Raw genomic sequence first — 22,319 nt, forward strand, 5'->3', positions numbered from 1 at the left:
TGAAGGGACCTCAGGCGTACTTGACCTGCATCTCCTTGATCGCGTTGAGCCAGCCGGAGCGCAGGCGCTTCGGCTCCTCGGCCAGCTGAATGTTGGGCGCCAGGTCGGCGAGCGCATCGAAGATCAGCTTGATCTCCATGCGGGCCAGGTTGGCGCCGATGCAGTAGTGGGCGCCGTGGCCACCGAACGCGACGTGCGGGTTCTTCTCGCGGGTGATGTCGAAGGTGAACGGGTCGTCGAAGACGGTCTCGTCGAAGTTCGCCGAGGCGTAGAAGATCCCGACCCGGGCACCCTTCTTGACCTCCTGGCCGGCAACGACGACGTCGTTCTTGGCCGTGCGCTGGAACACCGTGACAGGCGTCGACCAGCGGATGATCTCGTCGATCATCGTGTCGGGGCGCTCGTTCTTCCACAGCTCCCACTGGTCGGGGTGCTGGAAGAACGCGTGCATGCCGTGGCTGATCGCGTTGCGGGTCGTCTCGTTGCCGGCCACGGCCAGCAGGATGACGAAGAAGCCGAACTCGTCGTTGGTGAGCGCGCCGTGGTCGTCGTCCTGGCCGACGCTGACGAGCTTGGTGACGATGTCGTCCTGCGGGTTGGCGCGACGCTCGTTGGCGAGTGCGTCGAAGTAGACGAGGAGCTCCATCGACGCGGTGGCCGGGTCGGAGGTGTTGTCCGGGTCGTCGTAGCCCATCATCGAGTTGGACCACTCGAAGATCTTCTTGCGGTCCTCGTGCGGGACGCCCAGGAAGTCGGCGATGGCCTGGAGCGGCAGCTCGGCGGCGAGGTCCTCGACGAAGTCACCAGCGCCGCGGTCGACGGACTCCTGGACGATCTCGTACGCGCGGGCACGCAGGTTCTCCTTGAGGCCGGCGATCGCACGCGGCGTGAAGCCGCGCGACACGATGCCGCGCATCTTGGTGTGGTCCGGCGGGTCGTGGTGGATCAGCATCGCGCGCTGGACCTCGACCTGGTCGCGCGTCATGTCCTCGGCGAACCGGATGATCACGCCGTTCTCGGCGGTGGACCAGTTCTCGTTGTCCTTGGAGATCTCCCGGACCTCCTGGTGCCGCGTGCAGGCCCAGTAGCCGGTGTCCAGGAAGCCCGCGCGGGCGTGGGGAGGCTGTTCGATCCAGCGAATCGGCTCGTTCGCCCGCAGCGAGCGGAACTCATCGTGCGGCAGCGCGACCGCGTTGATGTCAGGGTTCGTCGGGTCCCAATCCGCAGGAAGGAGAAGTTCGGTCACGACCGGACCTTTCAAGTAATGGAACACGTTCTAGTTCTGCCCCACAGTACAAAGCGTTGCCCGGGAACGAAAGGGTTTCGCGAAGCGTGTTTGGCCAGCGGACCAAAACAAGAACCTGTTCTAGTTCAGTGGTAGCCTGACCCCATGGGTACCCCTGTCATCGTCGATGCCGTCCGCACTCCCCTGGGCAAGCGAAAGGGCTGGCTCGCCGGCCTCCATCCGGCCCAGACCCTCGGCTTCATCCAGGCCGAGGTGCTCCGCCGCGCCGGCGTCGACCCGGCCCTCGTCGAGCAGGTCATCGGCGGCTGCGTGACCCAGGCGGGCGAGCAGTCCAACGGCATGGTGCGTCGCGCCTGGCTGTACGCCGGCCTCGCCCAGGCCACCGCCGGCACCTCGCTCGACGCCCAGTGCGGTTCGGGCCAGCAGGCCACCCACTTGATCAACGACATGGTCGCCGCCGGGTCCATCGACGTCGGCATCGCCTGTGGCGTCGAGATGATGTCGCGCATCCCGCTGGGTGCGAACGTCCCGCCCGGCATGGGCGACCCGCGCCCGGCCGACTGGTCGATCGACATGCCCAACCAGTTCGAGGCCGCGGACCGGATCGCGAAGCACCGCGGCATCTCCCGCGCCGACCTCGAAGCCCTCGGCCTCGCCTCACAGGCGAAGGCACGGGCCGCCGTCGACGAAGGCCGCTTCAAGCGCGAGATCGCCGCCATCGAGGCACCCGTCCTGGACGCCGACGGCAACCCGACCGGGGAGACCCGCCTGGTCGACACCGACCAGGGACTGCGCGACACGACCGCCGAGGGCCTGGCCGGCCTCAAGTCCGTGCTGCCCGACGGCCTCCACACGGCCGGCACGTCGTCCCAGATCTCCGACGGCGCCGCGGCCCTGCTGATCATGGACGAGTCGAAGGCACGTGCGCTCGGCCTGACGCCCCGCGCGCGGATCGTGTCGCAGGTCCTCGTCGGCTCCGACCCCTACTTCCACCTCGACGGGCCCGTCGATGCCACCCAGCGCCTGCTCGACCGCACCGGGATGTCGATCAGCGACTTCGACCTGTTCGAGGTCAACGAGGCTTTCGCATCGGTCGTCCTGTCGTGGGCCGGCGTGCACGGCGTCGACATGGACAAGGTCAACGTCAACGGCGGCGCCATCGCCCTCGGCCACCCCGTGGGCGCCACCGGCGTCCGGCTGATCACCACCGCACTGCACGAGCTCGAGCGCCGTGACCAGTCCACCGCGCTCATCTCGATGTGCGCGGGTGGCGCCATGGCGACCGGAACGATCATCGAGCGCATCTGACGCTGCTCGTCACATGCGAGAAGGCTGTGTTCCGGGTCGGAACACAGCCTTTTCGCTTGGTGCGTGGCGGGTCGGGGATCAGCGGTAGTTCACCGGCATGTCCTTGACGCCGTTGATCCACGCACTGCGCAGCTTCACCGGCTCGCCGGCGAGGCTGATCTTCGGGTCACGGTCGGCGAGGGCATCGAAGATCAGCTTCACCTCGAGGCGGGCCAGGTTGGCACCGATGCAGTAGTGGGCGCCATGACCGCCGAACGCCTGGTGCGGGTTGACCTCGCGCGTGATGTCGAAGGTGAACGGGTCCTCGAAGACGTCCTCGTCGAAGTTCGCCGAGGCGTAGAACAGGCCGACCCGGTCGCCCTCCTTGATCGCCTGACCGCTGATCTCGAGGTCGCGCTTCGCCGTGCGCTGGAAGACCGTCACGGGCGTGGCCCAGCGGATGATCTCGTCGACGGCCGTGTCGGGACGCTCACGCTTGTAGAGCTCCCACTGGTCCGGGTTGTCGATGAAGGCCTTCATGCCGTGCGTGATCGCATTGCGGGTGGTCTCGTTGCCAGCCACGGCCAGCAGGATCACGAAGAAGCCGAACTCGTCGTCGGTCAGTCCGTTGCCGTCGACGTCCGCGGTGACCAGCTTCGTGACGATGTCGTCCTGCGGGTTGCGGCGACGGTCGTCGGCGAGCGCCATGGAGTACGCGAGGATCTCCATGAATGCGGTCATCTGGTCGCCGCCGAGCTCCGGGTCGTCGTACGACAGCATCTGGTTGGACCAGTCGAAGAGCTTGCCGCGGTCCTCCTGCGGGACCCCGAGCAGCTCGGCGATCGCCTGGAGGGGCAGCTCGGCAGCGATGTCGGTGACGAAGTTGCCCGACTCCTTGGCGAGCGCCTCGTCGACGATCTTCTCGGCGCGCTCCTTGAGCCACGTGTGCAGACCACCGACCGCCCGCGGCGTGAACGCGCGGGAGATGATCTGGCGCAGCTTGGTGTGCTCCGGTGAGTCGTGGTTGATCAGCAGGAAGCGGGTCTGCTCCAGCTCCTCGCGCGTCATGTCCGGCGCGAACCGGATGATCACGCCGTTCTCGTACGTCGAGAAGTCGGCCTGGTTCTTCGAGACCGCAGCCACGTCCGCGTGCTTGCTGAGCGCCCAGTAGCCGGTGTCGAGGAAGCCGGCCCGGGCCCCCGGGTCGGGCTGCTCGATCCAGCTCACCGGAGCCGTCTGGCGCAGTGCCAGCAGCTCCTCGTGAGGCATCCGCTGGCGCAGGATGTCCGGGTCCGTCGGGTCGAAGGTGGTCAGCCCCGGGGCTTCAGCAACAGTCATGACCCGAACGGTACAGACTTTCGTGTCAGAACGAAAGGCTTTCGTTTTCGTGTCTAGCCCGTGGTCCCGTAGACGGGCTCGGGCGCAGGTGCTGCGGCCAGCAGGTCACGCAGCGCGGGCCCGACCGCGGCCGCCTCCCAGCGCGATCCGTTGTCGCGGGACGGCCCGTGCGACCAGCCGTTCTCGACGGTGATGACGCTGCCGTCGATCTCGATGACGCGACCGGTCACGTCGCCGGCCTCCTCGGACGCGAGCCACGCCACGACCGGCGAGTTGTCCTCGGGCAGCGCCATCGCGGACGTGTCGAAGGCACCCTCGGTCATCCGCGTCCTCGCGACCGGCGCGATCGCGTTGACCGTGACGCCGTACCGGCTCATCTCGACGGCGGCGACCAACGTCATGCCGGCGATACCGGCCTTCGCAGCGGAGTACGTCGTCTGGCCGAGCGAGCCCTGGAGGCCCGCGCCGGAAGAGGTGTTGATGACCCGCGCTGCGCGCTGGCGACCGTCCTTGGCCTCGGCCCGCCAGTAGGCGCCGGCGTGCCGCAGCGGCGCGAAGTGGCCCTTGAGGTGCACCCGTACGACGGCGTCCCATTCCTCCTCGGAGGTGTTGATGAGCATCCGGTCACGCAGGAACCCGGCGTTGTTGACCAGGATGTCGAGCCCGCCGAACGTGTCGATCGCCTGGCGGACCATCGCCTCGGCGGCCGCGAAGTCGGCGACGTCCGCGCCGTTGACGACAGCCTCGCCGCCCATCGCCTCGATCTCCGCGACGACCTCGTGGGCGGGCGACTCCTGCGTACCCTCACCCGCCGCCGTGACGCCGTAGTCGTTGACGACGACCTTCGCGCCGTGGCGCGCCAGCTCCAGGGCGTGCGCCCGGCCGATACCCCGACCGGCACCCGTCACGATCGCGACGCGACCCTCCAGCAACCTGCTGCTCACTTGTTCTCCTCGTTCTGGGTGATGTGAAGGAAGACCGGCTGCTCCCCGCCGCCATGGCAGGCGACCTGGGCACCGGAGACGTACGACGACAGGTCGCTGGCCAGGAAGGCCGCCACCCGTCCGATCTCGGCGACGTCGGCCATGCGACCCAGCGGGATGGTGCGCTCGATCGCGGCAACGGTGTCGTCGCCGCCGTAGTGGTCGGCCGTGTCGGCGGTGCGGACCAGGCCGACATCGATCGCATTGACCCGGACCCTGGGTCCCCATTCCTGGGCCAGCGACGTGGTCAGCGAGTCGAGCCCGGCCTTCGCGGCGCCGTACGCCGCCGTACCCGGGGACGGCCGGAGGCCCGAGACCGACGAGATGTTGATGATCGATCCACCGCCGGGTTGGTCCTGCATGACCCGGTTGGCCGCCTGGCTGACCAGCAGTGCGGACATCAGGTTCAGGCCGATGATCTTGTCGTGGAAGCGCGGCGACGCCTCCGCCGCGAGCGCGTACGGCGCCCCACCGGCGTTGTTCACGACGACGTCCAGGCGGCCGAACTCCTCGGCGATGCCCGCCACGAGTGCATCGACGGACGCGGCGTCTCGTACGTCGCAGAGCCGGTGACTCGCGCCGGCCGGCGGCGTCGCCTCGGACCGCCCGCAGGTGACGACCGTGGCGCCGGCCTCGAGCAGGACCTCGGCGATCCCGTGGCCGATGCCCTTGGCGCCGCCTGTCACCAGCGCGACGCGTCCCGCGAGATCCAGTTGGAGTGACATGCGGACACCCTACCAAGCAAATGCTTGGTAGGGTGCTCCCATGACGGTTTCCAGTGAACTGCGCGACGACGGCATCCGCGTCGTCACGATGAACGCTCCCCCGGTCAACGCCCTCACCGTGCAGGGCTGGTTCGACGTGGCGAAGGCCCTCGACGAGGCCAGCGCGGACCTGGCGACGAAGGTCGTGGTCCTGCGCGCCGAGGGCAAGGGATTCAATGCCGGCGTCGACATCAAGGAGATGCAGAACACCACTGGCTTCGACGCGCTGCTGGGCGCCAACAAGGGCTGCTTCGCCGCCTTCAAGGCCGTCTACGAGTGCTCGGTCCCCGTCATCGCGGTGGTCAACGGCTTCTGCGTCGGCGGTGGCGTCGGCCTGGTCGGCAACGCCGACATCGTGGTCGCGAGCGAGGACGCCTACTTCGGCGTACCCGAGGTCAAGCAGGGTGCGCTGGGCGCCGCGACCCACATGGCCCGGATGGTCCCGCAGCAGATGATGCGCGCGCTGTACTTCACCGCCGCCACCATCTCCGCCGTCGACCTGCACCGGCTCGGCTCGGTCTACAAGCTGGCCCCGCGCGAGGAACTCGACGCCGTCGCGCTCGAGGTGGCCGCCGCGATCGCCGACAAGGACACCCGGGTCATCCGCGCCGCCAAGGAGGCGCTGAACGGCATCGAGCCGGTCGACGTGAACAAGAGCTACCGGTTCGAGCAGGGCTTCACCTACGAGCTCAACCTGATGGGCGTGTCCGACGAACTCCGCGATGACTTCGCGGGAACGGAGAAGAGCAAGAAGTGAGCAAGCCTCGCGACAAGCAGATGACGGTCGACGAGGTCGTCGCCCAACTCTCCGACGGGATGACGATCGGAATCGGCGGGTGGGGTCCCCGGCGCAAGCCGATGGCCCTGGTCCGGGCGATCCTGCGCTCCGACCTGAAGGACCTCACCATCGTGAGCTGGGGCGGCGCCGACGTCGGTCTGCTGGCGCGCGCCGGCAAGATCCGCAAGCTCGTCTACGCATTCGTGTCGCTGGACTCCATCCCGCTCGAGCCCAACTTCCAGCGCGCCCGCCAGAACGGCACCATCCCCGAGATCGTCGAGCTCGACGAGGGCATGTTCCAGACGGGCCTCTACGCGGCAGCACAGCGCCTTCCCTTCCTGCCGATGCGCGCCGGCCTCGGGTCCGACGTCCTGGTCAACAACGCGTGGATCAAGACCGTCACCAGCCCGTACGCCGACGAGAAGGGTGACTTCGAAGAGCTGACCGCCGTCCCGGCGCTCGAGCTCGACGTCGCCCTGGTGCACATGAACCGCGCCGACATCCACGGCAACGCGACCTACCTCGGGCCGGACCCGTACTTCGACGACCTGTTCGTGCAGGCCGCAGACAAGGCCTACGTCACTGTCGAGCAGATCGTCGACACCGCGGGCCTCACGGTCGACACGCCGGTTCAGCGGCTGCTGATCAGCCGGATGATGGTCGACGGCGTCGTCGAGACGCCGAACGGTGCGCACTTCACGGTCTGCACCCCCGACTACGAGCGGGACGAGAAGTTCCAGAAGGCGTACGCCGCCGCGGCGGGCGGGTCCGACGAGGACTGGGCCGCGTTCCACGAACGCTTCCTCTCCGGCGACGAGACGGCCTACCAGGCCGCCGTCGCCGCCTTCCACGCCGAGCTCGAAGGAGCCAAGTGATGACCGACAACTCCGGGTTCTCCCGCGCAGACGTCTGCGCCGCTGCCATCGCCGACGCGTTCAAGGACGACGGCGAGATCTTCGCCTCGCCCATGGGCATGCTCCCGATGCTGGGCGTCAGGCTCGCCCGGCTCACGTCGAACCCCGACCTGGTGATCTCCGACGGCGAGTCGCTCTTCCTCGGCGGGACTCCCCCGCTCTTCGCGAAGGCGGACGTCGTCGAGGGCTGGATCCCGTTCCGCCGCGTCTTCGACGTCGTCGCCCACGGCAAGCGCCACGTGATGATGGGTGCCACCCAGATCGACCGCCAGGGCAACCAGAACATCTCCGCGATCGGAGACTTCGCCCAGCCGAAGCGCCAGCTCCTCGGATCGCGCGGCGCACCCGGCAACACGGTCAACAACCGGACGTCGTACTGGGTGCCGAAGCACAACACCCGGGTCTTCGTGGAGAACGTCGACATCGTCTCCGGCGTCGGCCCTGCACGCGCGAAGGCCGCCGGTCCGGGCGCCTCGAAGTACAACGACATCCACCGGATCGTCACCAACCTGGGCGTCTTCGACGTCAAGGGCGAGGGCGACACCGTTCGGCTGCTCTCGGTGCACCCGGGCGTGACCGTCGAGGAGGTCGTCGAGGCCACCGGGTTCGGACTCGCCCTCCCTGATGGGGTCGGCCCCGCCGACGTACCGACGACGCGGGAGCCGTCCCTCGAGGAACTGATCATCATCCGCGAGGTGCTCGATCCCAAGGGCCTGCGCTTCCGCGAGGTCCCTGAGCCCGTGGCAGTCGACGAGGTCGCGAAGTGATCGCCCAACAGATCCGGACGCCCTTCACCGACCTGGTCGGCGTCCCGCACCCGGTCGTGCAGACGGGCATGGGCTGGGTGTCCGGGCCGCGCCTGGTCTCCGGCACCGCCGAGGCCGGCGGTCTCGGCATCCTCGCCTCGGCGACGATGACCTTCGAGGAGCTCGAGAAGGCGATCGTCGAGACGAAGAACCGCACGGACAAGCCGTTCGGCGTGAACCTCCGTGCCGACGCCGGCGACGCACCCGCGCGCTGCCAGCTCCTCATCGAGCACGGCGTCAAGGTCGCCTCGTTCGCCCTCGCCCCGAAGCCCGAGCTGATCGCGAAGCTCAAGGAGCACGACATCGTCGTGATGCCGTCGATCGGCGCCGCGAAGCACGCGAAGAAGGTCGCCGCGTGGGGCGCGGACGCCGTGATGGTGCAGGGCGGTGAGGGCGGCGGTCACACCGGCGCCATCCCGACCACGCTCCTGCTCCCGACCGTGCTGGACGCCGTCGACATCCCGGTGATCGCGGCCGGTGGCTTCTTCGACGGCCGCGGCCTTGCCGCCGCCCTGTCGTACGGCGCCGCCGGCGTCGGCATGGGCACCCGGTTCCTGCTCACCCAGGACAGTGCCGTCCCCGACGCGGTCAAGCAGCTCTACCTGGAGAAGGGCCTGACCGACACCGTCGTCACCGCCAAGGTCGACGGCATGCCGCACCGGATGCTCCGCACCGAGCTCGTCGAGTCCCTCGAGGAGACCTCCGCGGTCCGCCGCCTCGGTCCGACCGCGCGTCGCACCCTGGAGTTCAAGAAGTCCTCGGGCATGTCCTGGGCCGAGCTGCTCAAGGACGGCCGGGCCATGAAGAAGGCCCAGGGCCGCACCCTCGGCCAGATGGCCCTCGCCGCGAACACGCCGACCATGCTGCGCGCCGGCCTGGTCGAGGGCGACACGTCCGCGGGCGTCCTGGCCAGCGGCCAGGTGGTCGGCGTCATCGACGACCTGCCCACGTGCGAGGAGCTGATCGACCGGATCGTCGTGCAGGCAGCCGAGGAACTGCGCCGGGGTTCGTCGTACCTCGTCTGAGTCCTGACGTTGTTGCGTGTTCTGTAGTGCTACAGGAACAACTTTTGTAGCATGTGGCTCGTGGACATCATCAACCAGCTGTGGAGCGACCTCGACATTGGTTGGTGGAACGCCGGGCTGGCGAGTGCAGCGGCACTCCTCGTGGGCTGGACGGTGATCAGAGCACCCCGGACTGCAGCGACCGAGGGCGCAAAGTTCGCGGCAAAGCACAGTGCTTACGTCGATGTCGCGTTTGTTCGACAGTTCGACAGCGTCTCAGTGCGGGAGAGACGAAGGACCTACCTGACGCGGTCCGTCCCGTTCGTGCTCATTCTTCTGGTCCTGAACGACGTGACGATCGCTTTGATGCCCGGATTGTTGGCGCTCAGCATGGCTACGGAGAACGTGCTGCGACTTCGCCGCATCGGCAGCGAGTTCGACGCCGTTGCGCCACCCCATGGCCTTGCACGCGTCCGCGCTGTAGGAATCCGGGACTACATCGGCCCCGCGGGTATCGCTTGCTGGCTGGCGGTGGCATTCGTCGCCGTCGCGGTCGGCATCGGCTTTGCTGTCGCGGCCGTCCGACACGGCTTCACTCCCCTCCTGTTGGCAGACCTGCTGTCGGCCGCTGCGCTCGGCATCCTGGCCCTGACCCTTCCCCTCTGCAGTTGGGTCATCGTGGGTCGTCCGGAGCGATCAGAGGACGCGGCGCACCTCTACTTGCAGGACGCTTGGCGGGCGAATCTCTTGCGCGAGGCCACCTTGGCTGCGCTGCTCCCCGCTCTGTACTTCATGATCACGGTGCCTGAGACGCGCGGCTTTCCCGTTGTGCTCGGGGTGGTTGCGGCCGGAGCACTTGGCTTCTGCTTGCTGAGCAGCACGTTCCTGGGTGACAAGAACCTGCATTTCCGCAAGCGGCTGTGGCCGACACTGGAACCCGGTCAGCTGTTGATGCCCGGCGACTCCGTCCCGGCCGGAGCGCCCGCATGATCCAGGTCGACTCAAGGGCCGCGGCACCGCCGTACGAGCAGGTGCGGTCGCAACTGGCCGACCAGATCGAACGCAAGGCGCTCGTCGCGGGTACTCGTCTGCCGACGGTCCGCCGCCTCGCCGCCGACCTCGGGCTCGCCACCAACACCGTCGCGCGGGCCTACCGCGAGCTGGAGTCGGAGGGTCTCGTCGAGACGCGCGGACGCGCGGGCACCTTCGTCGCCGGCACCGGGGTCGAGCAGGAGGCGCGGGCAGCGGCCGCGGCCTACCTTGAACGGGTCCGCGAGCTCGGGCTCAGCGCAGCTGACTCTGTCCGTCTGGTGCAGGGCATGACCGAGCAACGCTCCGCGCGCTGATTCCACCTGCCTGTGGCATGCCTGTGGCCCCGCTGGTGGGCGGGGTGCGGGGCGGGGTGGCTATTCGGCGGGGTCGACGGGGCGGGGTGGGTCGAGGGCACGGGTGCCGTCGGGTCCGACGATGAAGTGGTGGCCGTGGGGGCTGATCCACAGGTAGTGCCCGGGTACGACTGTCAGGTACCGCCATCTGCTGAAGGTCTTGGCGCGGTGATGTCGCCTGCAGGCTGGTGCGAGGTTGCAGGGGCAGGTGGGTCCGCCCTTGTCGTGGGGGACCACATGGTCCAGATCGCACTTGGCCGCTGGTTTCGTGCACCAGGGGAACCGACACGCGTGGTCACGCTGTTCCACCCGGCGGCGGATCCGGTCGGGGATCTCGTAGGAATCCACGGGCACGCAGTCGGCGAGGTCGACCACGGGCCGGACGATGATGGTGGTGTCGCGGGCGCGGAGCCATTCCTTGATCTGCGCGATGCTGATCGGGGTCCGGCCTTGCTCCCACCGTCCGACGGGGCTCGCGAACGGGTTGTCCTGGTCCAGTGCGGTGTCGGTGATGTGGACGGTCAGCTCGACCTTCCGGCCCGGGGACTGGGTGATCACTTCACCGGTTTCCTCGTCGGCGAAGAGCAGGTCCAGGGAAAGGTCGTGGCGGGCGAGGTCGCCGGCGGCCTTGGACCGGCGGACATCGAGGGAGTCGGTGTCGCCGAGCTTGCCGCGCTCGATCGCGCGACGGTTCACAGCCAGGTCGAGATCGTGGCCGTCGGCGCCGTCCATCACGCCGTGGAGCTCGACGAGACCGTTGCTGTCGACCTCGCCGATGTCGAACCGGCGTCCGTCAGCGGCGGCCTGACGCTCAGCCTCGGCGCGTTCGGGGTCGAACCGCAGGGTCGCTTCGGTGACGAGGCGCTCCAGCTGTGCCCACCCGACCCCACCGACGCCAGCGAGCTGGCGGTCCACGAACGCAGCCGCCTCAGCGTTGAGGGGCCGGGTGAGGTCCGCGATGCGTTCGGCCCGCCACGGCGCCAGACGGCCCTCGACCACCGAGGTGTAGATGCCGGGCAGGCGCCAGGCGCACTCGATGACCCGCCCGACATACCCACGACCACCATCAGGCGACCGACCGAGAACGGCGATGAGCTCCATCAGGTTGAACTCCGACACCAAGGGTGCGCCGGGACCGGCGATCGGGACACCGGTGTCGATCACGCCCTCGAGGATGGTCGCGGCCTGTTCGGGTGTGGTGACGACGTTGTCCTCGGCCCAGCCCACGATGTCGATCCAGTCCTGGACCATGGACTCTTCGCGGGCCTTGACGCGCTCGCCCAGGCGCGACAGCAATGTCTGCGGCTTTGAGCTGCGGTCCCCGAGGTACATACATGTATTGGATCATGAGCCTCCGACATTGCGAAGCGCAGCGACGTTGCCTGTGGACAGGGGGAACGGCCGAACCGACCTGTGGAGAGTTGGTGGTCTCGAGACGGTTGCTGCGCAACCTCCTCGACCAACGCACTCCCCCGTCCGTCATGCTGGAGCCATGCGATTCACCGAGCACGAGCTGACCGCAGCCCTGACCGGGGCAGCCAAGACCGTGGTCGCGTCGAACCGGAAGGTCCGCAAGGGCGGCAAGGACATCGACACCGTGTGGAACGAGATGGACCGCCACCAGCGGTTCAAGGTGCTCGACGCCCTCGGCACCCAGATCCTGCCGGTACTGGTCGCACTCCCGGACGTCGAGGTCGAGCCGGGAACGCGGCCGTCGTACACGAACAGCCAGGTGGCGGAGACGATCACCGGGCTCGTCGGTGACGAATTGGGCAAGTTGCGCCGAGCAGCGGTGATCAAGGCCCGGACGCTGCTCGTGCAGACCGCGCTCGCGAACGTCCCACCGCGGTTGGACCCCGATGCGCTGATCAGCGCATCCGACGGTCCGTCATGACATCGACCCGACCGGCCTACACCCACCCCGTTGCACAGCAGGCGCACGCGCTGTCGCAGGTCATCGACGGGCACAACGACCTGGCCTGGTCCTCGCGGACAGTTGCCGGCTACACCGTCGAGGGACTCGACGGGCCCGAGCACCCGTTCAGGACCGACATCAACCTGCTGCGGGCCGGCGGGGTCGGCGCACAGTTCTGGTCCGTTTACTCCCGAGGCGGGCTGGCGCCGTCCGAAGCGGTCCAGTACACCCTCGAACAGATCGACTTCGTCCACCGCCTGGTCCGCCGTTACCCCGACACCTTCGTCCTTGCGCGCACCGGGACCGAGATCCGAACCGCGTGGGAACGCGGACAGATCGCCTCGCTACTGGGTGCCGAAGGCGGGAACAGCATCGGCGGGTCCCTCGCGGTGCTGCGCGTCCTGGCCGCTTTGGGCGTCAAGTACCTGACGCTCACCCACAACCACAACACCACGTGGGCCGACTCGGCCACGGACGTCCGGGCCCACGGAGGCCTCACCGGCTTCGGCCGCGAAGTGGTGGCCGAGATGAACCGGCTCGGCGTCCTGGCCGATCTCTCGCACGGCTCGTTCGAAACCATGCGACAGACCTTCGATGTCAGTTCCGCGCCCGTCATCTTCAGCCACTCATCGTGCCACCAGGTCTGTCCGCACCCCCGGAACGTCCCCGACGACGTCCTCGGCCGGCTCTCGACCAACGGGGGCGTCCTGATGGTGGCGTTCGTCCCTGAGTTCGTCAGTGCGGACTACTGGGACTGGCACGACGGTGGCAAGCATGGAACCCGTCCGCCGGTGACGGTCGACCAGGTCGCCGACCACATCGAGCATGCCCGGGAGGTTGCCGGGATCGACCACGTCGGCCTCGGGTCCGACTACGACGGTGGCGGGGACTTCCCCGACGGCATGGGAGATGTCGGCGGGTTCGCTGTCCTCATCGACCGCCTGGCAGAACGTCGTTGGAACGCGCCCGAGCTCGCGAAGCTCATGGGCGGCAACATCCTCCGTGTCCTCGACGACACCGCCGAAGCAACCATGACCAACGCGTAGCCCGCTACCCGCCCGGCGGGCTCTGTCCGTACGGGTCGACGGGCGCGCCATCACCGGTCGTCGGCAGGTCGCCGCGGGTGACAGGTGACGGCGGAGGTGCAGGAGAGGGGGCCTTCCCGTCCTGGCGACGAGCCTCGACCGCTGCCTCGGTCAGGGACGCCCGGTCGACCGCAGCCGACGGAGCGCCGACCGTGAGGTGGTACCCGTCGTGGCGGACGACGTACTCGTGCCAACCGCCGCCGGCGCGGTACCAACCGCCCGCGTCGGGCTCGCACACCTCGACGGCGGCCGGCTCGCTACCGCTCGCACCGCTCAGGGGGTCGGCCGCGCAACGTGCCTCGTCATAGGAACCGCCCCTGACGTCGAGGTGGACCTGGGTGGTGAACGGTTCCTCTGCGGGCACGTAGACCGCGGCGTAGTCGGAGTCGCCGCGCACCCCGACGGACTGCTCGGCCAGCTGGAAGCCCGACAGCTCGATGGTGTGCACCAGGTCGGGGTCGACGCCCTGGCTCAGCACTCGCTGGTAGGTGTCGTCGGGCAGCGGTTCGGGGCCGTCATCGGCACCACTGGATTCGGTACCGCAGCCGGCGAGCAGGAGGAGGGCGGCGACGGCGAGGACGCTCTTGATACGCATGTCGCGACGGTAGAGCGGCCGTACCCCGCCCACCTGAGCCCGAGGGCTCATCCGTCCCTGGACTCGCGGCGCTCCTGCAGGCGCTGCTGCGCGGCTTCCAGGAACTCCAGGCACGGCGCCTCGCTCGCGGGGTGCTTCTCGCGGAGGTGGAAGATCCAGCGGTCCATCGCGGCCATGAACCCGTTGTCCTCGCCCGGGCGCAGGGTCGACCAGTGGATGTGGCCACGGACGGTGCACTCCGTGCAGTTGATCTTGTAGACGAACTGGTCGTTCGCGTCGACGTCGATCTTCACCTTGGAGAGCGGACCAGCCTGTACGGCGGCCTTCCTCTCACGAGCGGAGCGGCTCGCAACCATGTCGTCCCCCTCGGGTGTTCGGCCTGTGGAGCCTACCGGCCGCGGTTGTGTCGGCGCGGTCGCCTAGGGTCAGGGACGTGAAGTGCCGATGAGCAAGATGGATGGACTGCGCGCCATGCGCGAAGCCCGCTACGCAGCAGCGAACGCCCGTGCCGGGACGCCCGCGACGACTGTCAAGGCCGCGCCGAAGAAGGCGGCCGCGAAGCCCGCGGCCAAGGCCGCGGCCAGCGCTCCGGTTGCCGACGGCGAGACCGACGAGAGCCTGTGCGGACACCGCAACATGAGCGGCCGCACCTGCACGCGCGAGCGCGGGCACAGCGCGAAGAGCCACCGCTACTCCTGATCAGTCCAGGGTGCGCTGGTAGGCCCACTCCCGGCCCATCACCTGGTACCCCAGGATCTCGTTGACGCCGATCATGTGGTCGTTGGACTCGGCGTTCCACGTGTCGACGGTCTTCAGCTGCGGCTCGTCCTCACGCAGCCAGCGCAGCATGTCGGCCTTCAGCAGCAGGCCGAGCCTGTGGCCGCGGTGCGCGCGTGTCACCGACGTGTCGTGCTGGTCGCCCCAGGTCGGGTCCTCCTCGGAGACCACGATCACCGTCTGCGCGGCAAGCGCTCCCGACGGGACGTGGCGGGCCACCACCCGGTACAGGCGCTCCCCGCGGCCGGCCATGGCCGTCTCGTAGGCAGCCATGCGCCCGGCCGTGAAGACCTCGTCCTCGTAGTCCAGGTCGTCGGTCGGGGCGTCGTTGATGGCCGATGCCATCTCGGCCAGCGCGTCCAGTCGCTCGACGGGGGTCGGGACACTCCACCGCTCCAGGACGTAGTCGGCCGCGTGGGGCAGCGCGGCGTCGTACCGCTTGTCGAGCTCGGACCAGTCGATGTCGGCGAGCACCTGGCGCCGGTTGATCGAGGCGAGCTTCTTCTCGAAGCCATGGCGCGCCGCGAAGCCGTCGGCCGCCTCCGACTCCCACCCCTCGGCCGCGATGATCTTCCGGCCGCGGCGGCGGGCCTCGTCGAGGAGTACGTCGAGGATGACCGTGCCGTACCCGTGACGGCGGTGCTCCGGGTGCACCTCGACGAGGACCCAGGCCAGGTCGAGGTTGTCGTACTCGCTGGCGCTGATCGCGCCGCTGCCGACGACGACACCGTCCACCCGCGCGAGGTACGGCGTGTCGACCTCACCATCCCAGCCGTGGCGGAAACGCCCGACCGCCATCGCTCGCGTCTGCGGGCGGTTCCACGGGGTGTCGGCACTGCTCGTTGCATTGGTCAGCTCGACCCACGCGTCGATGTCGGCCACGTCATCGGGGCCAAACGGGTGAATCTCCATGCCAGCAGCATGCGGTGACCGGTCGCGGTCCGCCACTGGATATTCTCGACGGGTGAGCCAGACGACGCCGACCCCGAGCCCGGGCGCTCCGCGGCGCAAGCACCTGATGGATCCGAACGCCCCGCGCAAGGCTCCCGACCCCAAGGACCTCGAGCGGCTCGCCCGCGTCCAGCGCCGGGTGGTCTCGGTCCTGGCCATCACGACCGTGCTGCACCTGTCCGCCGGCCTCGTGATCGCGGCACGGCACGTCGGCGAGGACCGGCTCGACGCCCAGCTCACGCTTCTCGCCATCGCCACGATCTTCATGGTCGGGGGCATCGGCGCGACCCTGGTCATCAACCACCGCAAGTGGCTGTCGCCGTGGCTCCTGGTCGGCCTGGTCCCCGGCCTCGTCGGCCTCTGGTGGATCGTGCTCTGACCGTCGTCAGTCGTCGGTGATCTCGACGGGGTACACGTCGTGCTCGGTGCCTGCGGCGAGCGTGAAGCCCCAGCCCGTCGGGAGGGTGATGTAGGGCCAGATCGCCGGGTGCGCCTGGTACATGTCCTGGAGCGTGGCGACGGTGAACCCGACCGTCTTGCTGACGGTCTCGAAGTCGTCGTTCTCGGCAAACACCACCCAGCCGGTGTCCTTGCGTTCGGCATCGGCGGGGAACCGGGCGCCGTAGACGAGAAGTGACTGGGGCGTGACGTTCTTGGCCAGCAGGCCGCTGCCCATCGGCCACGGCGGCTCCGCACGGGCACCGACCCGGTCGCACACCTCCTGCTGGTCGCTGCGGATGCGCGGCGGTGCGAGGGGGTCCACCGGCGAGGTCGGGTCGGCTCCCGGGCTCTCCGGATCGGCCTCCCACTTCGCGAGGAATGCCAGGAAGTCGTCGTAGTCCGGCACGGGCGCTCCGGTCGCGATCAGGTGCGACACGGGGAGGGACAACCGGTCGTAGATGGACAGGTTCGTGTGGGTCGCGAACGGCTGGTTGTCGAGCGCGCACTCGACCATGTCGCCGTCGACCCCGGTCACGATCGCCCACATCCGCTCGCGCTGCGACACGAGGTGGGGCCGTCCATCGGGGTCGTACGGCGCCAGGCCGTCGCGCACGACGTCGGCGATGGTGGCGACCTGGAAGATCGCGCGGACCATGCTGCCGGGGACCAGCGCGTCGAGCTCGGCCACCGTCGGCATCTCGAACGTCTCCGGGTGCTGGGCAGCCGTCGGCCGAGGGTCGACGAGCTCCCAGCCACCGCGCGCGAGCAGGGCCGACAGGTCCGGAGAATCGCTCATGGGGCCGGAGCGTACCGGTGCGTCACCGCCTCGATGTTGTTGCCGTCGAGGTCGCGGACGAAGGCGCCGTAGTAGCCGGGGTGGTACTCCGGGAACGGGCGCGGCGCGTGCAGAACCTCGGCACCGGCGGCCACCGCCGCGTCGTGGAAGGCATGCACGGCGGCGACGTCGGCCGCCTGGAAGGCGACATGGACCTCGCGGTTGGCCGGCATGTCGTCGTACCGGCCGAGCCAGAAGGCGGGGTCCTCCATGGTGCCGTAGCCGCACGCGACGTCGTAGTCCATCACACGGGAGAAGCCGAGGGGTGCGAGGACTGCGTCGTAGAAGGCCTTCGAGGCGGCCAGGTCTGCACAGTTGATGCCGAGGTGATCGATCATGGCTCCATCGAAGCAGGAGCCGCCGACAATCCACTCCGGTCCGCCCCGCGTTTCGACCGAGTGCTCAGGTCGGCTGGCGCCGGGCCGACCAGAGGGACATGTCGGTGCCCACCCCGGACCCAGCCGGCCCGGAAGTCCACCCCGCGATCCTGCAGACGGTCGCGCTGACGCTGCGCCCGACGGCCGGGGAACCGGTCGCCCTCACGACCCGGATCCTGGACCTCGAGCCGCAGCCGGACGGCGAGACCACGCTCGTCGTCGCGTGCCCCGACGGACATGACCCCCTCGAACACCACTTCGAGGCCACGGTGTCGTGGACCTACTCCCTGGGCCGGATGGAGTGCCCGGTGAGCACCCGGCCCGGACGGCGGGCGTATGGACGGGTCTGGGTGCTGCGGCCCAGCTCGGCGGCAACCCGGATCCAGGAGCGCGCGTTCTTCCGTGCCCGGGTCTCGGTGCCCGTCTTCCTTGCCTGGTCCGACGCGCCCGCCGGCGACGAGGAGCCCGCGTCGCACGACCTGACTGCCGTGGCGGTCGACCTCGGCGAGGGCGGCCTGCTTGCCGTCGTACGCACCGATCCCCCGGCGCCCGGAACCCTCGTCGAGTCGACCGTGCGTGTCGACGGCACCAACTACACCCAGCCCGCCCGGGTGGTCCGGCACGTCAACTTCGCCAGCGGGGGCATCGGCGTGGCCGTTGCGTTCCTCGACCCCAAGCTCCACGGTGACCGGTTCCGCAAGCTGGTGTTCGAGTCCGAGCGACGACGACGCCGGGTCCGCTGACGCCCCTGGAGGAGTACGACGTCAGGCAGCGCGCTGCTGATCAGGGAGGCCGTGCGGGAGACGGTGCGCGATCTCGACCGCTCCGCTGGCCAGACGACGGACGCCGCGCTCGTCGGCGCGACCACGTGTCCACAGGACGGCGATGGAACGACCGGCGATGCAGCCCAGCGCATAGGTCGCGAGGACGTAGACCGGAATCTCAGTACGACGGTGGCTCATGACTGCCCCTTTCCCTTGTGCACCTCATCGGCAGCTGGTCGCCGGCGTTGAGGAACATCCCCGGGAGCGGGGGCCTTCACACCTGCCCGGGAATCAGCCGAGGCGCTCGATGATGGTGACGTTCGCCTGGCCGCCGCCCTCGCACATCGTCTGCAGGGCGTAGCGACCCCCAGTGCGCTCGAGCTCGTTGAGCATCGTCGTCATCAAGCGGGTGCCGGTGGCGCCGATCGGGTGACCGAGGGCGATGCCGCCGCCGTTGACGTTGACCTTCTCGTGCGGGGCGCCGGTCTCCTTCATCCAGGCCAGCACGACCGAGGCGAAGGCCTCGTTGCACTCGAACAGGTCGATGTCATCGACCGAGAGACCGGACTTCGCGAGGGCGTGCTTCGTGGCCTCGATCGGGCCGGTGAGCATCCAGACGGGGTCGTCACCTCGGACCGACAGGTGCACGACGCGGGCCCGGGGCGTCAGGCCGTGGTCCTTCACGGCCTGCTCGGAGGCGATCAGCATCGCGGAGGAGGCATCGCAGATCTGCGAGGCGACCGCAGCGGTGATGCGGCCACCGGGCGCGAGCGGCTCGAGGCCGGCCATCTTCTCCAGCGAGGTCTCGCGCGGGCACTGGTCGACGTCGAAGACGGTGCCGTCCTCCAGGGTGAACGGCACGATCTCACGCGCGAAGCGGCCCTCGGCGATCGCCGTACGGGCGCGGGTGTGCGACGCGAGGGCGTACTCCTCCATGTCGAGCCGCGAGATGTCCCACTTCGCCGCGATCATCTCGGCGGAGTTGAACTGGCTGACCTCGACGTCGCCGTAGCGCTTGGCCCAGCCGGGCGACTCGGCGAACGGGGTGGAGAAGCCGTACTGCTGTCCGACGAGCATCGCGGCGGAGATCGGGATGGCGCTCATGTTCTGCACGCCGCCGGCGATGACGAGGTCCTGGGTGCCGGACATGACGCCCTGGGCCGCGAAGTGCACGGCCTGCTGCGACGAGCCGCACTGGCGGTCGATCGTCACGCCGGGCACGTGGTCGGGAAGGCCCGCCACGAGCCACGCCGTACGAGCGACGTCGCCGGCTTGCGAACCGATGGTGTCGCAGCAACCGAGGATGACGTCGTCGACGGCACCCGGGTCGACGCCGGTGCGCTCGACCAGGGCGGACAGCGTGTGGGCGGCGAGGTCGGCGGAGTGGACCGCGGCGAGCGCTCCCCCGCGCTTGCCGACCGCGGTGCGGGCGGCGTCGACGATGTAGGCCTCAGGCATGGGTGTTCCTCTCAGCGATCCCGTCGAGCAGGATCCGGACGTACTGGTCGGCGATGTCGGTGTGGGTCAGGTCGCGGCCGGGGCGGTACCAGCGCACGGCCACCCACACGGTGTCGCGGATGAAGCGGTAGGTGAGGGTGACGTCGAGGTCGGAGCGCAGCACGCCGGTGCGCACGCCCTCCTCGAGCAGGGTGACCCAGACCTGGCGGGACTGGGCGTTGCGGTCCGCGAGGTAGCCGAACCGTTCGAAGGAGCCGAGGTGGTCGGCGTCGTTCTGGAAGATCGCGACCTCGTGCGGATGCTTGTCGATCGCTTCGAACGACACCCGGACGGCCGCTTCGAGCTTGGTACGAGCGTCGTCGCTGCTGGCGAGGATGGCGTCGTACTGCCCGAAGAGCTCCTCCTGGAAGGTCGAGAGGATCTCGTCGACCATCGACTCCTTGGAGTCGAAGTGGTGATAGAGACTGCCGTTCTGGATGCCCGCGGCGTCGGCGATGTCGCGCACCGTCGTTGCCCGGAAGCCCTTGTTCGCGAAGACTCCGGCCGCGATCGCGAGCAGTTGCTCGCGACGGCTGGGTCCGGCGCCGTTCGACTCAGGCGTGCTGGCTGCTGACACTGATCACCTCACCGGTCAGGTACGACGAGTAGTCGCTTGCGAGGAACACCATCACGTTGGCCACCTCCCACGGGGCGGCGGCGCGCCCGAAGGCCTCGCGCTGCTTCAGCTCGTGGAGCAGCTCCGGCGACGTCACCTTCTCGAGGAAGGGGTGCATGGCCAGGCTGGGTGAGACCGCGTTGACCCGGATGCCGTGCGGCGCGAGGTCGAGCGCGGAGCAACGGGTCAGCGCCATGACGCCGGCCTTGGCTGCGGCGTAGTGGGCCTGGCCCTCCTGGGCCCGCCAGCCGATCACCGAGGCGTTGTTGATGATGATGCCCTTCTTGCCTGCCGCGACGAGCCGCTGGCCGGCCGCGCGGGTGGCGCGCATGGTGCCGGTGAGGGTGATGTCGATGACCCGGTTCCAGGTCTCGTCGCTCACCTCGAGGATCGAGTCGGTGCCACCCAGGCCGGCGTTGTTGATCAGGACGTCGACGCCGCCGAACTCGTCGGCAGCGTCGAGGAGGGCCTGGACGTCCTCTTCCTTCGTCACGTCGCAGACCAGCTGGCGCACCCGGTCGGCGCCGAACTCGGCGCCCAGGGCGTCCTCGGCCTCCTTGAGGCGACGCTCGTGGGTGTCGCTGAAGACGACCGCCTTCGCGCCCTCCTCCAGGGCCCGTCGTACGACGGCCGCCCCGATGCCGGCACCGGCGGCCGCCGTCACCACGATGACCTTGCCTGCCAGCAGGTCGTGGCCGGGCACGTAGTCGGGGGTGGGCTGTTCTGCACGCGTCACGGTCATCCGCGAGGCTCCTTCGGTAGTCCGAGAACTCGCTCGGCAAGGATGTTCTTCTGGATCTCGTCGCTGCCGCCGTAGAGCGTGTCGGCACGGGAGAAGAGGAAGAGCCGCTGGTGCTCGTCGAGGTCGTAGGACCCCGACTCCGCCGTGGAGGGGCGGGACAGCAGCCCGTCAGCGCCGGCGACGTCCATGGCGACCTCGCCGAGGGTGCGGTGCCAGGTGGCCCAGGCCAGCTTGAAGATGGATCCGGCGCCACCGCCGGCGGCGGAGTCCTGGCCGCCCTCGACCAGCGCCAGCGAACGCAGGGCGAAGCTCCGGATCACGGCGAGCTCGGTCTTGAGCCGGGCGAGCCGGTCGCGCACGATCGGGTCGTCGACCGAGCCGTTGTCCTTCGCGCGGGCGATCACGGTCTCGAGCTCGCGCGCGAAGCCGACGGTCTGGCCCAGCGTGGAGACGCCTCGCTCGAACCCGAGCAGGCCCATCGCCACGCCCCAGCCGCGGCCGGGCTCGCCGACGACCATGTCGCCGGCGGTGCGGGCTCCGGTGAAGAAGACCTCGTTGAACTCCGAGCCGCTGGTGAGCTGCTCGATCGGCCGGATCTCGACGCCGGCCTGGTCCAGTGGGACGAGCAGGAACGACAGGCCCTGGTGACGCGCCGATCCCGGCTCGGTGCGCGCGACCACGAAGCACCAGTCGGACAGGTGGGCCAGCGACGTCCACACCTTCTGGCCGTCGATCACCCACTCACCCGTGGAGTCGTCGATCCGTGCCTTCGTCTGCACGTTCGCGAGGTCGGACCCAGCACCGGGCTCGGAGTAGCCCTGCGACCACAGCTCGCGGACCGCGACGATCTCGGGCAGGAAGCGCTTCTTCTGCTCCTCGGTGCCGAACGCAATGAGGGTGGGACCGAGGAGCTGCTCACCCAGGTGGTTCACGCCGGCCGGGGCGTCGGCACGGGCGTACTCCTCGTGGAAGATCACCTGCTGCCACAGCGAGAGCCCGCGGCCGCCGTACTCCTTCGGCCAGCCGACGGCCGTCCAGCCGTGCTCGGCGAGCAGCCGGTTCCAGGCCAGTCGTTCCTCGTGCGCCTCGTGCTCACGCCCCGGGCCGCCACGGCCACGCAGGTCGGCCCACTCGCCGGTCAGGTGTTCGGCCAGCCACGAGCGGATCTCCGCACGGAAGGCACGGTCCTCGGCGCTCTCGGTCAGGTCCACGTCGCCAC

At 69.1% G+C, this 22,319-nt stretch carries 27 protein-coding genes; 12 read left to right on the top strand and 15 right to left on the bottom strand.

The genetic code is table 11. The annotated features are described in order from the left end of the window. Positions 1-10: 10 nt before the first annotated feature. Positions 11-1,246 carry a cytochrome P450 gene (locus ACOACQ_RS16915; RefSeq protein ID WP_420288836.1) on the bottom strand — a complete coding sequence of 412 codons (1,236 nt, stop codon included), beginning with the start codon at positions 1,244-1,246 and terminating at the stop codon, positions 11-13. 144 nt (positions 1,247-1,390) lie between these two features. Between ACOACQ_RS16915 and ACOACQ_RS16920 the strand changes: the two genes are divergently transcribed. After that, the gene (locus ACOACQ_RS16920) at positions 1,391-2,554 is read left to right on the top strand and encodes a steroid 3-ketoacyl-CoA thiolase (RefSeq protein WP_420288837.1); all 1,164 of its coding nucleotides are present in this window, start codon (positions 1,391-1,393) and stop codon (positions 2,552-2,554) included. A gap of 78 nt (positions 2,555-2,632) precedes the next feature. Here ACOACQ_RS16920 and ACOACQ_RS16925 read toward each other — a convergent pair whose 3' ends face one another. Genes ACOACQ_RS16925 through ACOACQ_RS16935 form a run of 3 tightly spaced genes read right to left on the bottom strand, consistent with a single transcriptional unit; the run spans position 2,633 to position 5,579 of the window. Further along, positions 2,633-3,871: a cytochrome P450 gene (locus ACOACQ_RS16925; RefSeq protein WP_420288838.1), complete on the bottom strand. Its 1,239-nt coding sequence runs from the start codon at positions 3,869-3,871 to the stop codon at positions 2,633-2,635. 53 nt (positions 3,872-3,924) lie between these two features. Next, entirely contained in the window at positions 3,925-4,815 is an 891-nt protein-coding gene (locus tag ACOACQ_RS16930) for an SDR family oxidoreductase (protein ID WP_420288839.1), read from the bottom strand. Beyond that, positions 4,812-5,579 carry an SDR family oxidoreductase gene (locus tag ACOACQ_RS16935; RefSeq protein ID WP_420288840.1) on the bottom strand — a complete coding sequence of 256 codons (768 nt, stop codon included), beginning with the start codon at positions 5,577-5,579 and terminating at the stop codon, positions 4,812-4,814. Before ACOACQ_RS16935 ends, ACOACQ_RS16930 begins: the two co-directional genes overlap by 4 nt. Before the next feature lie 40 nt (positions 5,580-5,619). Here ACOACQ_RS16935 and ACOACQ_RS16940 point away from each other — a divergent pair, with 40 nt between their 5' ends. From ACOACQ_RS16940 to ACOACQ_RS16965, 6 genes are read left to right on the top strand one after another with little or no spacing between them, the layout of a single operon-like run. Next, positions 5,620-6,375 carry an enoyl-CoA hydratase family protein gene (locus ACOACQ_RS16940; RefSeq protein ID WP_378605593.1) on the top strand — a complete coding sequence of 252 codons (756 nt, stop codon included), beginning with the start codon at positions 5,620-5,622 and terminating at the stop codon, positions 6,373-6,375. Beyond that, positions 6,372-7,271, top strand: coding sequence for a CoA transferase subunit A (locus ACOACQ_RS16945; protein ID WP_420288841.1), 900 nt, complete (start codon positions 6,372-6,374; stop codon positions 7,269-7,271). Before ACOACQ_RS16940 ends, ACOACQ_RS16945 begins: the two co-directional genes overlap by 4 nt. Next, the gene (locus tag ACOACQ_RS16950; protein WP_420288842.1) at positions 7,271-8,077 is read left to right on the top strand and encodes a CoA-transferase subunit beta; all 807 of its coding nucleotides are present in this window, start codon (positions 7,271-7,273) and stop codon (positions 8,075-8,077) included. Before ACOACQ_RS16945 ends, ACOACQ_RS16950 begins: the two co-directional genes overlap by 1 nt. Next, the gene (locus ACOACQ_RS16955; RefSeq protein WP_420288843.1) at positions 8,074-9,141 is read left to right on the top strand and encodes an NAD(P)H-dependent flavin oxidoreductase; all 1,068 of its coding nucleotides are present in this window, start codon (positions 8,074-8,076) and stop codon (positions 9,139-9,141) included. Before ACOACQ_RS16950 ends, ACOACQ_RS16955 begins: the two co-directional genes overlap by 4 nt. A 60-nt stretch (positions 9,142-9,201) precedes the next feature. Then, complete coding sequence (locus ACOACQ_RS16960; protein ID WP_420288844.1) at positions 9,202-10,110, top strand: hypothetical protein; 909 nt, start codon at positions 9,202-9,204, stop codon at positions 10,108-10,110. Next, complete coding sequence (locus ACOACQ_RS16965; protein WP_378605575.1) at positions 10,107-10,466, top strand: GntR family transcriptional regulator; 360 nt, start codon at positions 10,107-10,109, stop codon at positions 10,464-10,466. Before ACOACQ_RS16960 ends, ACOACQ_RS16965 begins: the two co-directional genes overlap by 4 nt. A 60-nt stretch (positions 10,467-10,526) precedes the next feature. On the opposite strand, the gene ACOACQ_RS16970 is transcribed toward ACOACQ_RS16965, so the two are convergent. After that, positions 10,527-11,837 (bottom strand): HNH endonuclease signature motif containing protein, encoded by a 1,311-nt coding sequence (locus ACOACQ_RS16970; protein WP_420288845.1) that lies wholly within the window; start codon positions 11,835-11,837, stop codon positions 10,527-10,529. A gap of 160 nt (positions 11,838-11,997) precedes the next feature. Here ACOACQ_RS16970 and ACOACQ_RS16975 point away from each other — a divergent pair, with 160 nt between their 5' ends. Together ACOACQ_RS16975 and ACOACQ_RS16980 are read left to right on the top strand one after the other, a co-directional pair. After that, the gene (locus ACOACQ_RS16975) at positions 11,998-12,399 is read left to right on the top strand and encodes a hypothetical protein (RefSeq protein WP_420288846.1); all 402 of its coding nucleotides are present in this window, start codon (positions 11,998-12,000) and stop codon (positions 12,397-12,399) included. Continuing rightward, entirely contained in the window at positions 12,396-13,466 is a 1,071-nt protein-coding gene (locus ACOACQ_RS16980; RefSeq protein ID WP_420288847.1) for a dipeptidase, read from the top strand. Before ACOACQ_RS16975 ends, ACOACQ_RS16980 begins: the two co-directional genes overlap by 4 nt. Positions 13,467-13,470: 4 nt before the next feature. On the opposite strand, the gene ACOACQ_RS16985 is transcribed toward ACOACQ_RS16980, so the two are convergent. Continuing rightward, on the bottom strand, positions 13,471-14,100 hold the full coding sequence (locus ACOACQ_RS16985) for a hypothetical protein (protein ID WP_420288848.1): 630 nt from the start codon (positions 14,098-14,100) through the stop codon (positions 13,471-13,473). Positions 14,101-14,147: 47 nt separating this feature from the next. Then, positions 14,148-14,456: a hypothetical protein gene (locus ACOACQ_RS16990; protein WP_378605560.1), complete on the bottom strand. Its 309-nt coding sequence runs from the start codon at positions 14,454-14,456 to the stop codon at positions 14,148-14,150. 88 nt (positions 14,457-14,544) lie between these two features. Here ACOACQ_RS16990 and ACOACQ_RS16995 point away from each other — a divergent pair, with 88 nt between their 5' ends. After that, positions 14,545-14,799 carry a hypothetical protein gene (locus ACOACQ_RS16995; RefSeq protein ID WP_420288849.1) on the top strand — a complete coding sequence of 85 codons (255 nt, stop codon included), beginning with the start codon at positions 14,545-14,547 and terminating at the stop codon, positions 14,797-14,799. Here the strand turns inward: ACOACQ_RS16995 and ACOACQ_RS17000 are convergent, their stop codons facing one another. Next, entirely contained in the window at positions 14,800-15,789 is a 990-nt protein-coding gene (locus ACOACQ_RS17000) for a GNAT family N-acetyltransferase (RefSeq protein WP_378605556.1), read from the bottom strand. A gap of 52 nt (positions 15,790-15,841) precedes the next feature. Here ACOACQ_RS17000 and ACOACQ_RS17005 point away from each other — a divergent pair, with 52 nt between their 5' ends. Then, a complete protein-coding gene (locus ACOACQ_RS17005) occupies positions 15,842-16,207 on the top strand; it encodes a hypothetical protein (protein ID WP_378605554.1) in 366 nt (121 codons plus the stop codon). 6 nt (positions 16,208-16,213) lie between these two features. On the opposite strand, the gene ACOACQ_RS17010 is transcribed toward ACOACQ_RS17005, so the two are convergent. Beyond that, on the bottom strand, positions 16,214-17,065 hold the full coding sequence (locus ACOACQ_RS17010; RefSeq protein WP_420288850.1) for an immunity protein Imm33 domain-containing protein: 852 nt from the start codon (positions 17,063-17,065) through the stop codon (positions 16,214-16,216). Continuing rightward, positions 17,062-17,442 (bottom strand): VOC family protein, encoded by a 381-nt coding sequence (locus ACOACQ_RS17015; RefSeq protein ID WP_420288851.1) that lies wholly within the window; start codon positions 17,440-17,442, stop codon positions 17,062-17,064. Before ACOACQ_RS17015 ends, ACOACQ_RS17010 begins: the two co-directional genes overlap by 4 nt. 98 nt (positions 17,443-17,540) lie before the next feature. Here ACOACQ_RS17015 and ACOACQ_RS17020 point away from each other — a divergent pair, with 98 nt between their 5' ends. Further along, positions 17,541-18,224: a PilZ domain-containing protein gene (locus tag ACOACQ_RS17020; protein WP_420288852.1), complete on the top strand. Its 684-nt coding sequence runs from the start codon at positions 17,541-17,543 to the stop codon at positions 18,222-18,224. A 21-nt stretch (positions 18,225-18,245) separates the two neighbouring features. On the opposite strand, the gene ACOACQ_RS17025 is transcribed toward ACOACQ_RS17020, so the two are convergent. From ACOACQ_RS17025 to ACOACQ_RS17045, 5 genes are all read right to left on the bottom strand, one after another. Beyond that, positions 18,246-18,443, bottom strand: coding sequence for a hypothetical protein (locus tag ACOACQ_RS17025; protein ID WP_378605543.1), 198 nt, complete (start codon positions 18,441-18,443; stop codon positions 18,246-18,248). Positions 18,444-18,536: 93 nt separating this feature from the next. Then, entirely contained in the window at positions 18,537-19,703 is a 1,167-nt protein-coding gene (locus tag ACOACQ_RS17030) for an acetyl-CoA C-acetyltransferase (RefSeq protein WP_378605541.1), read from the bottom strand. Beyond that, positions 19,696-20,319 carry a TetR/AcrR family transcriptional regulator gene (locus ACOACQ_RS17035; RefSeq protein WP_378605538.1) on the bottom strand — a complete coding sequence of 208 codons (624 nt, stop codon included), beginning with the start codon at positions 20,317-20,319 and terminating at the stop codon, positions 19,696-19,698. Before ACOACQ_RS17035 ends, ACOACQ_RS17030 begins: the two co-directional genes overlap by 8 nt. Continuing rightward, on the bottom strand, positions 20,297-21,100 hold the full coding sequence (locus ACOACQ_RS17040) for an SDR family oxidoreductase (protein WP_420288853.1): 804 nt from the start codon (positions 21,098-21,100) through the stop codon (positions 20,297-20,299). The genes ACOACQ_RS17035 and ACOACQ_RS17040 overlap by 23 nt, the downstream gene beginning before the upstream one ends. Further along, complete coding sequence (locus ACOACQ_RS17045) at positions 21,097-22,311, bottom strand: acyl-CoA dehydrogenase family protein (RefSeq protein ID WP_378605532.1); 1,215 nt, start codon at positions 22,309-22,311, stop codon at positions 21,097-21,099. The genes ACOACQ_RS17040 and ACOACQ_RS17045 overlap by 4 nt, the downstream gene beginning before the upstream one ends. Positions 22,312-22,319 lie beyond the last annotated feature (8 nt).

Source organism: Nocardioides sp. CPCC 206347 (assembly GCF_048654605.1).
Taxonomy (GTDB): Bacteria; Actinomycetota; Actinomycetes; order Propionibacteriales; family Nocardioidaceae; genus Nocardioides.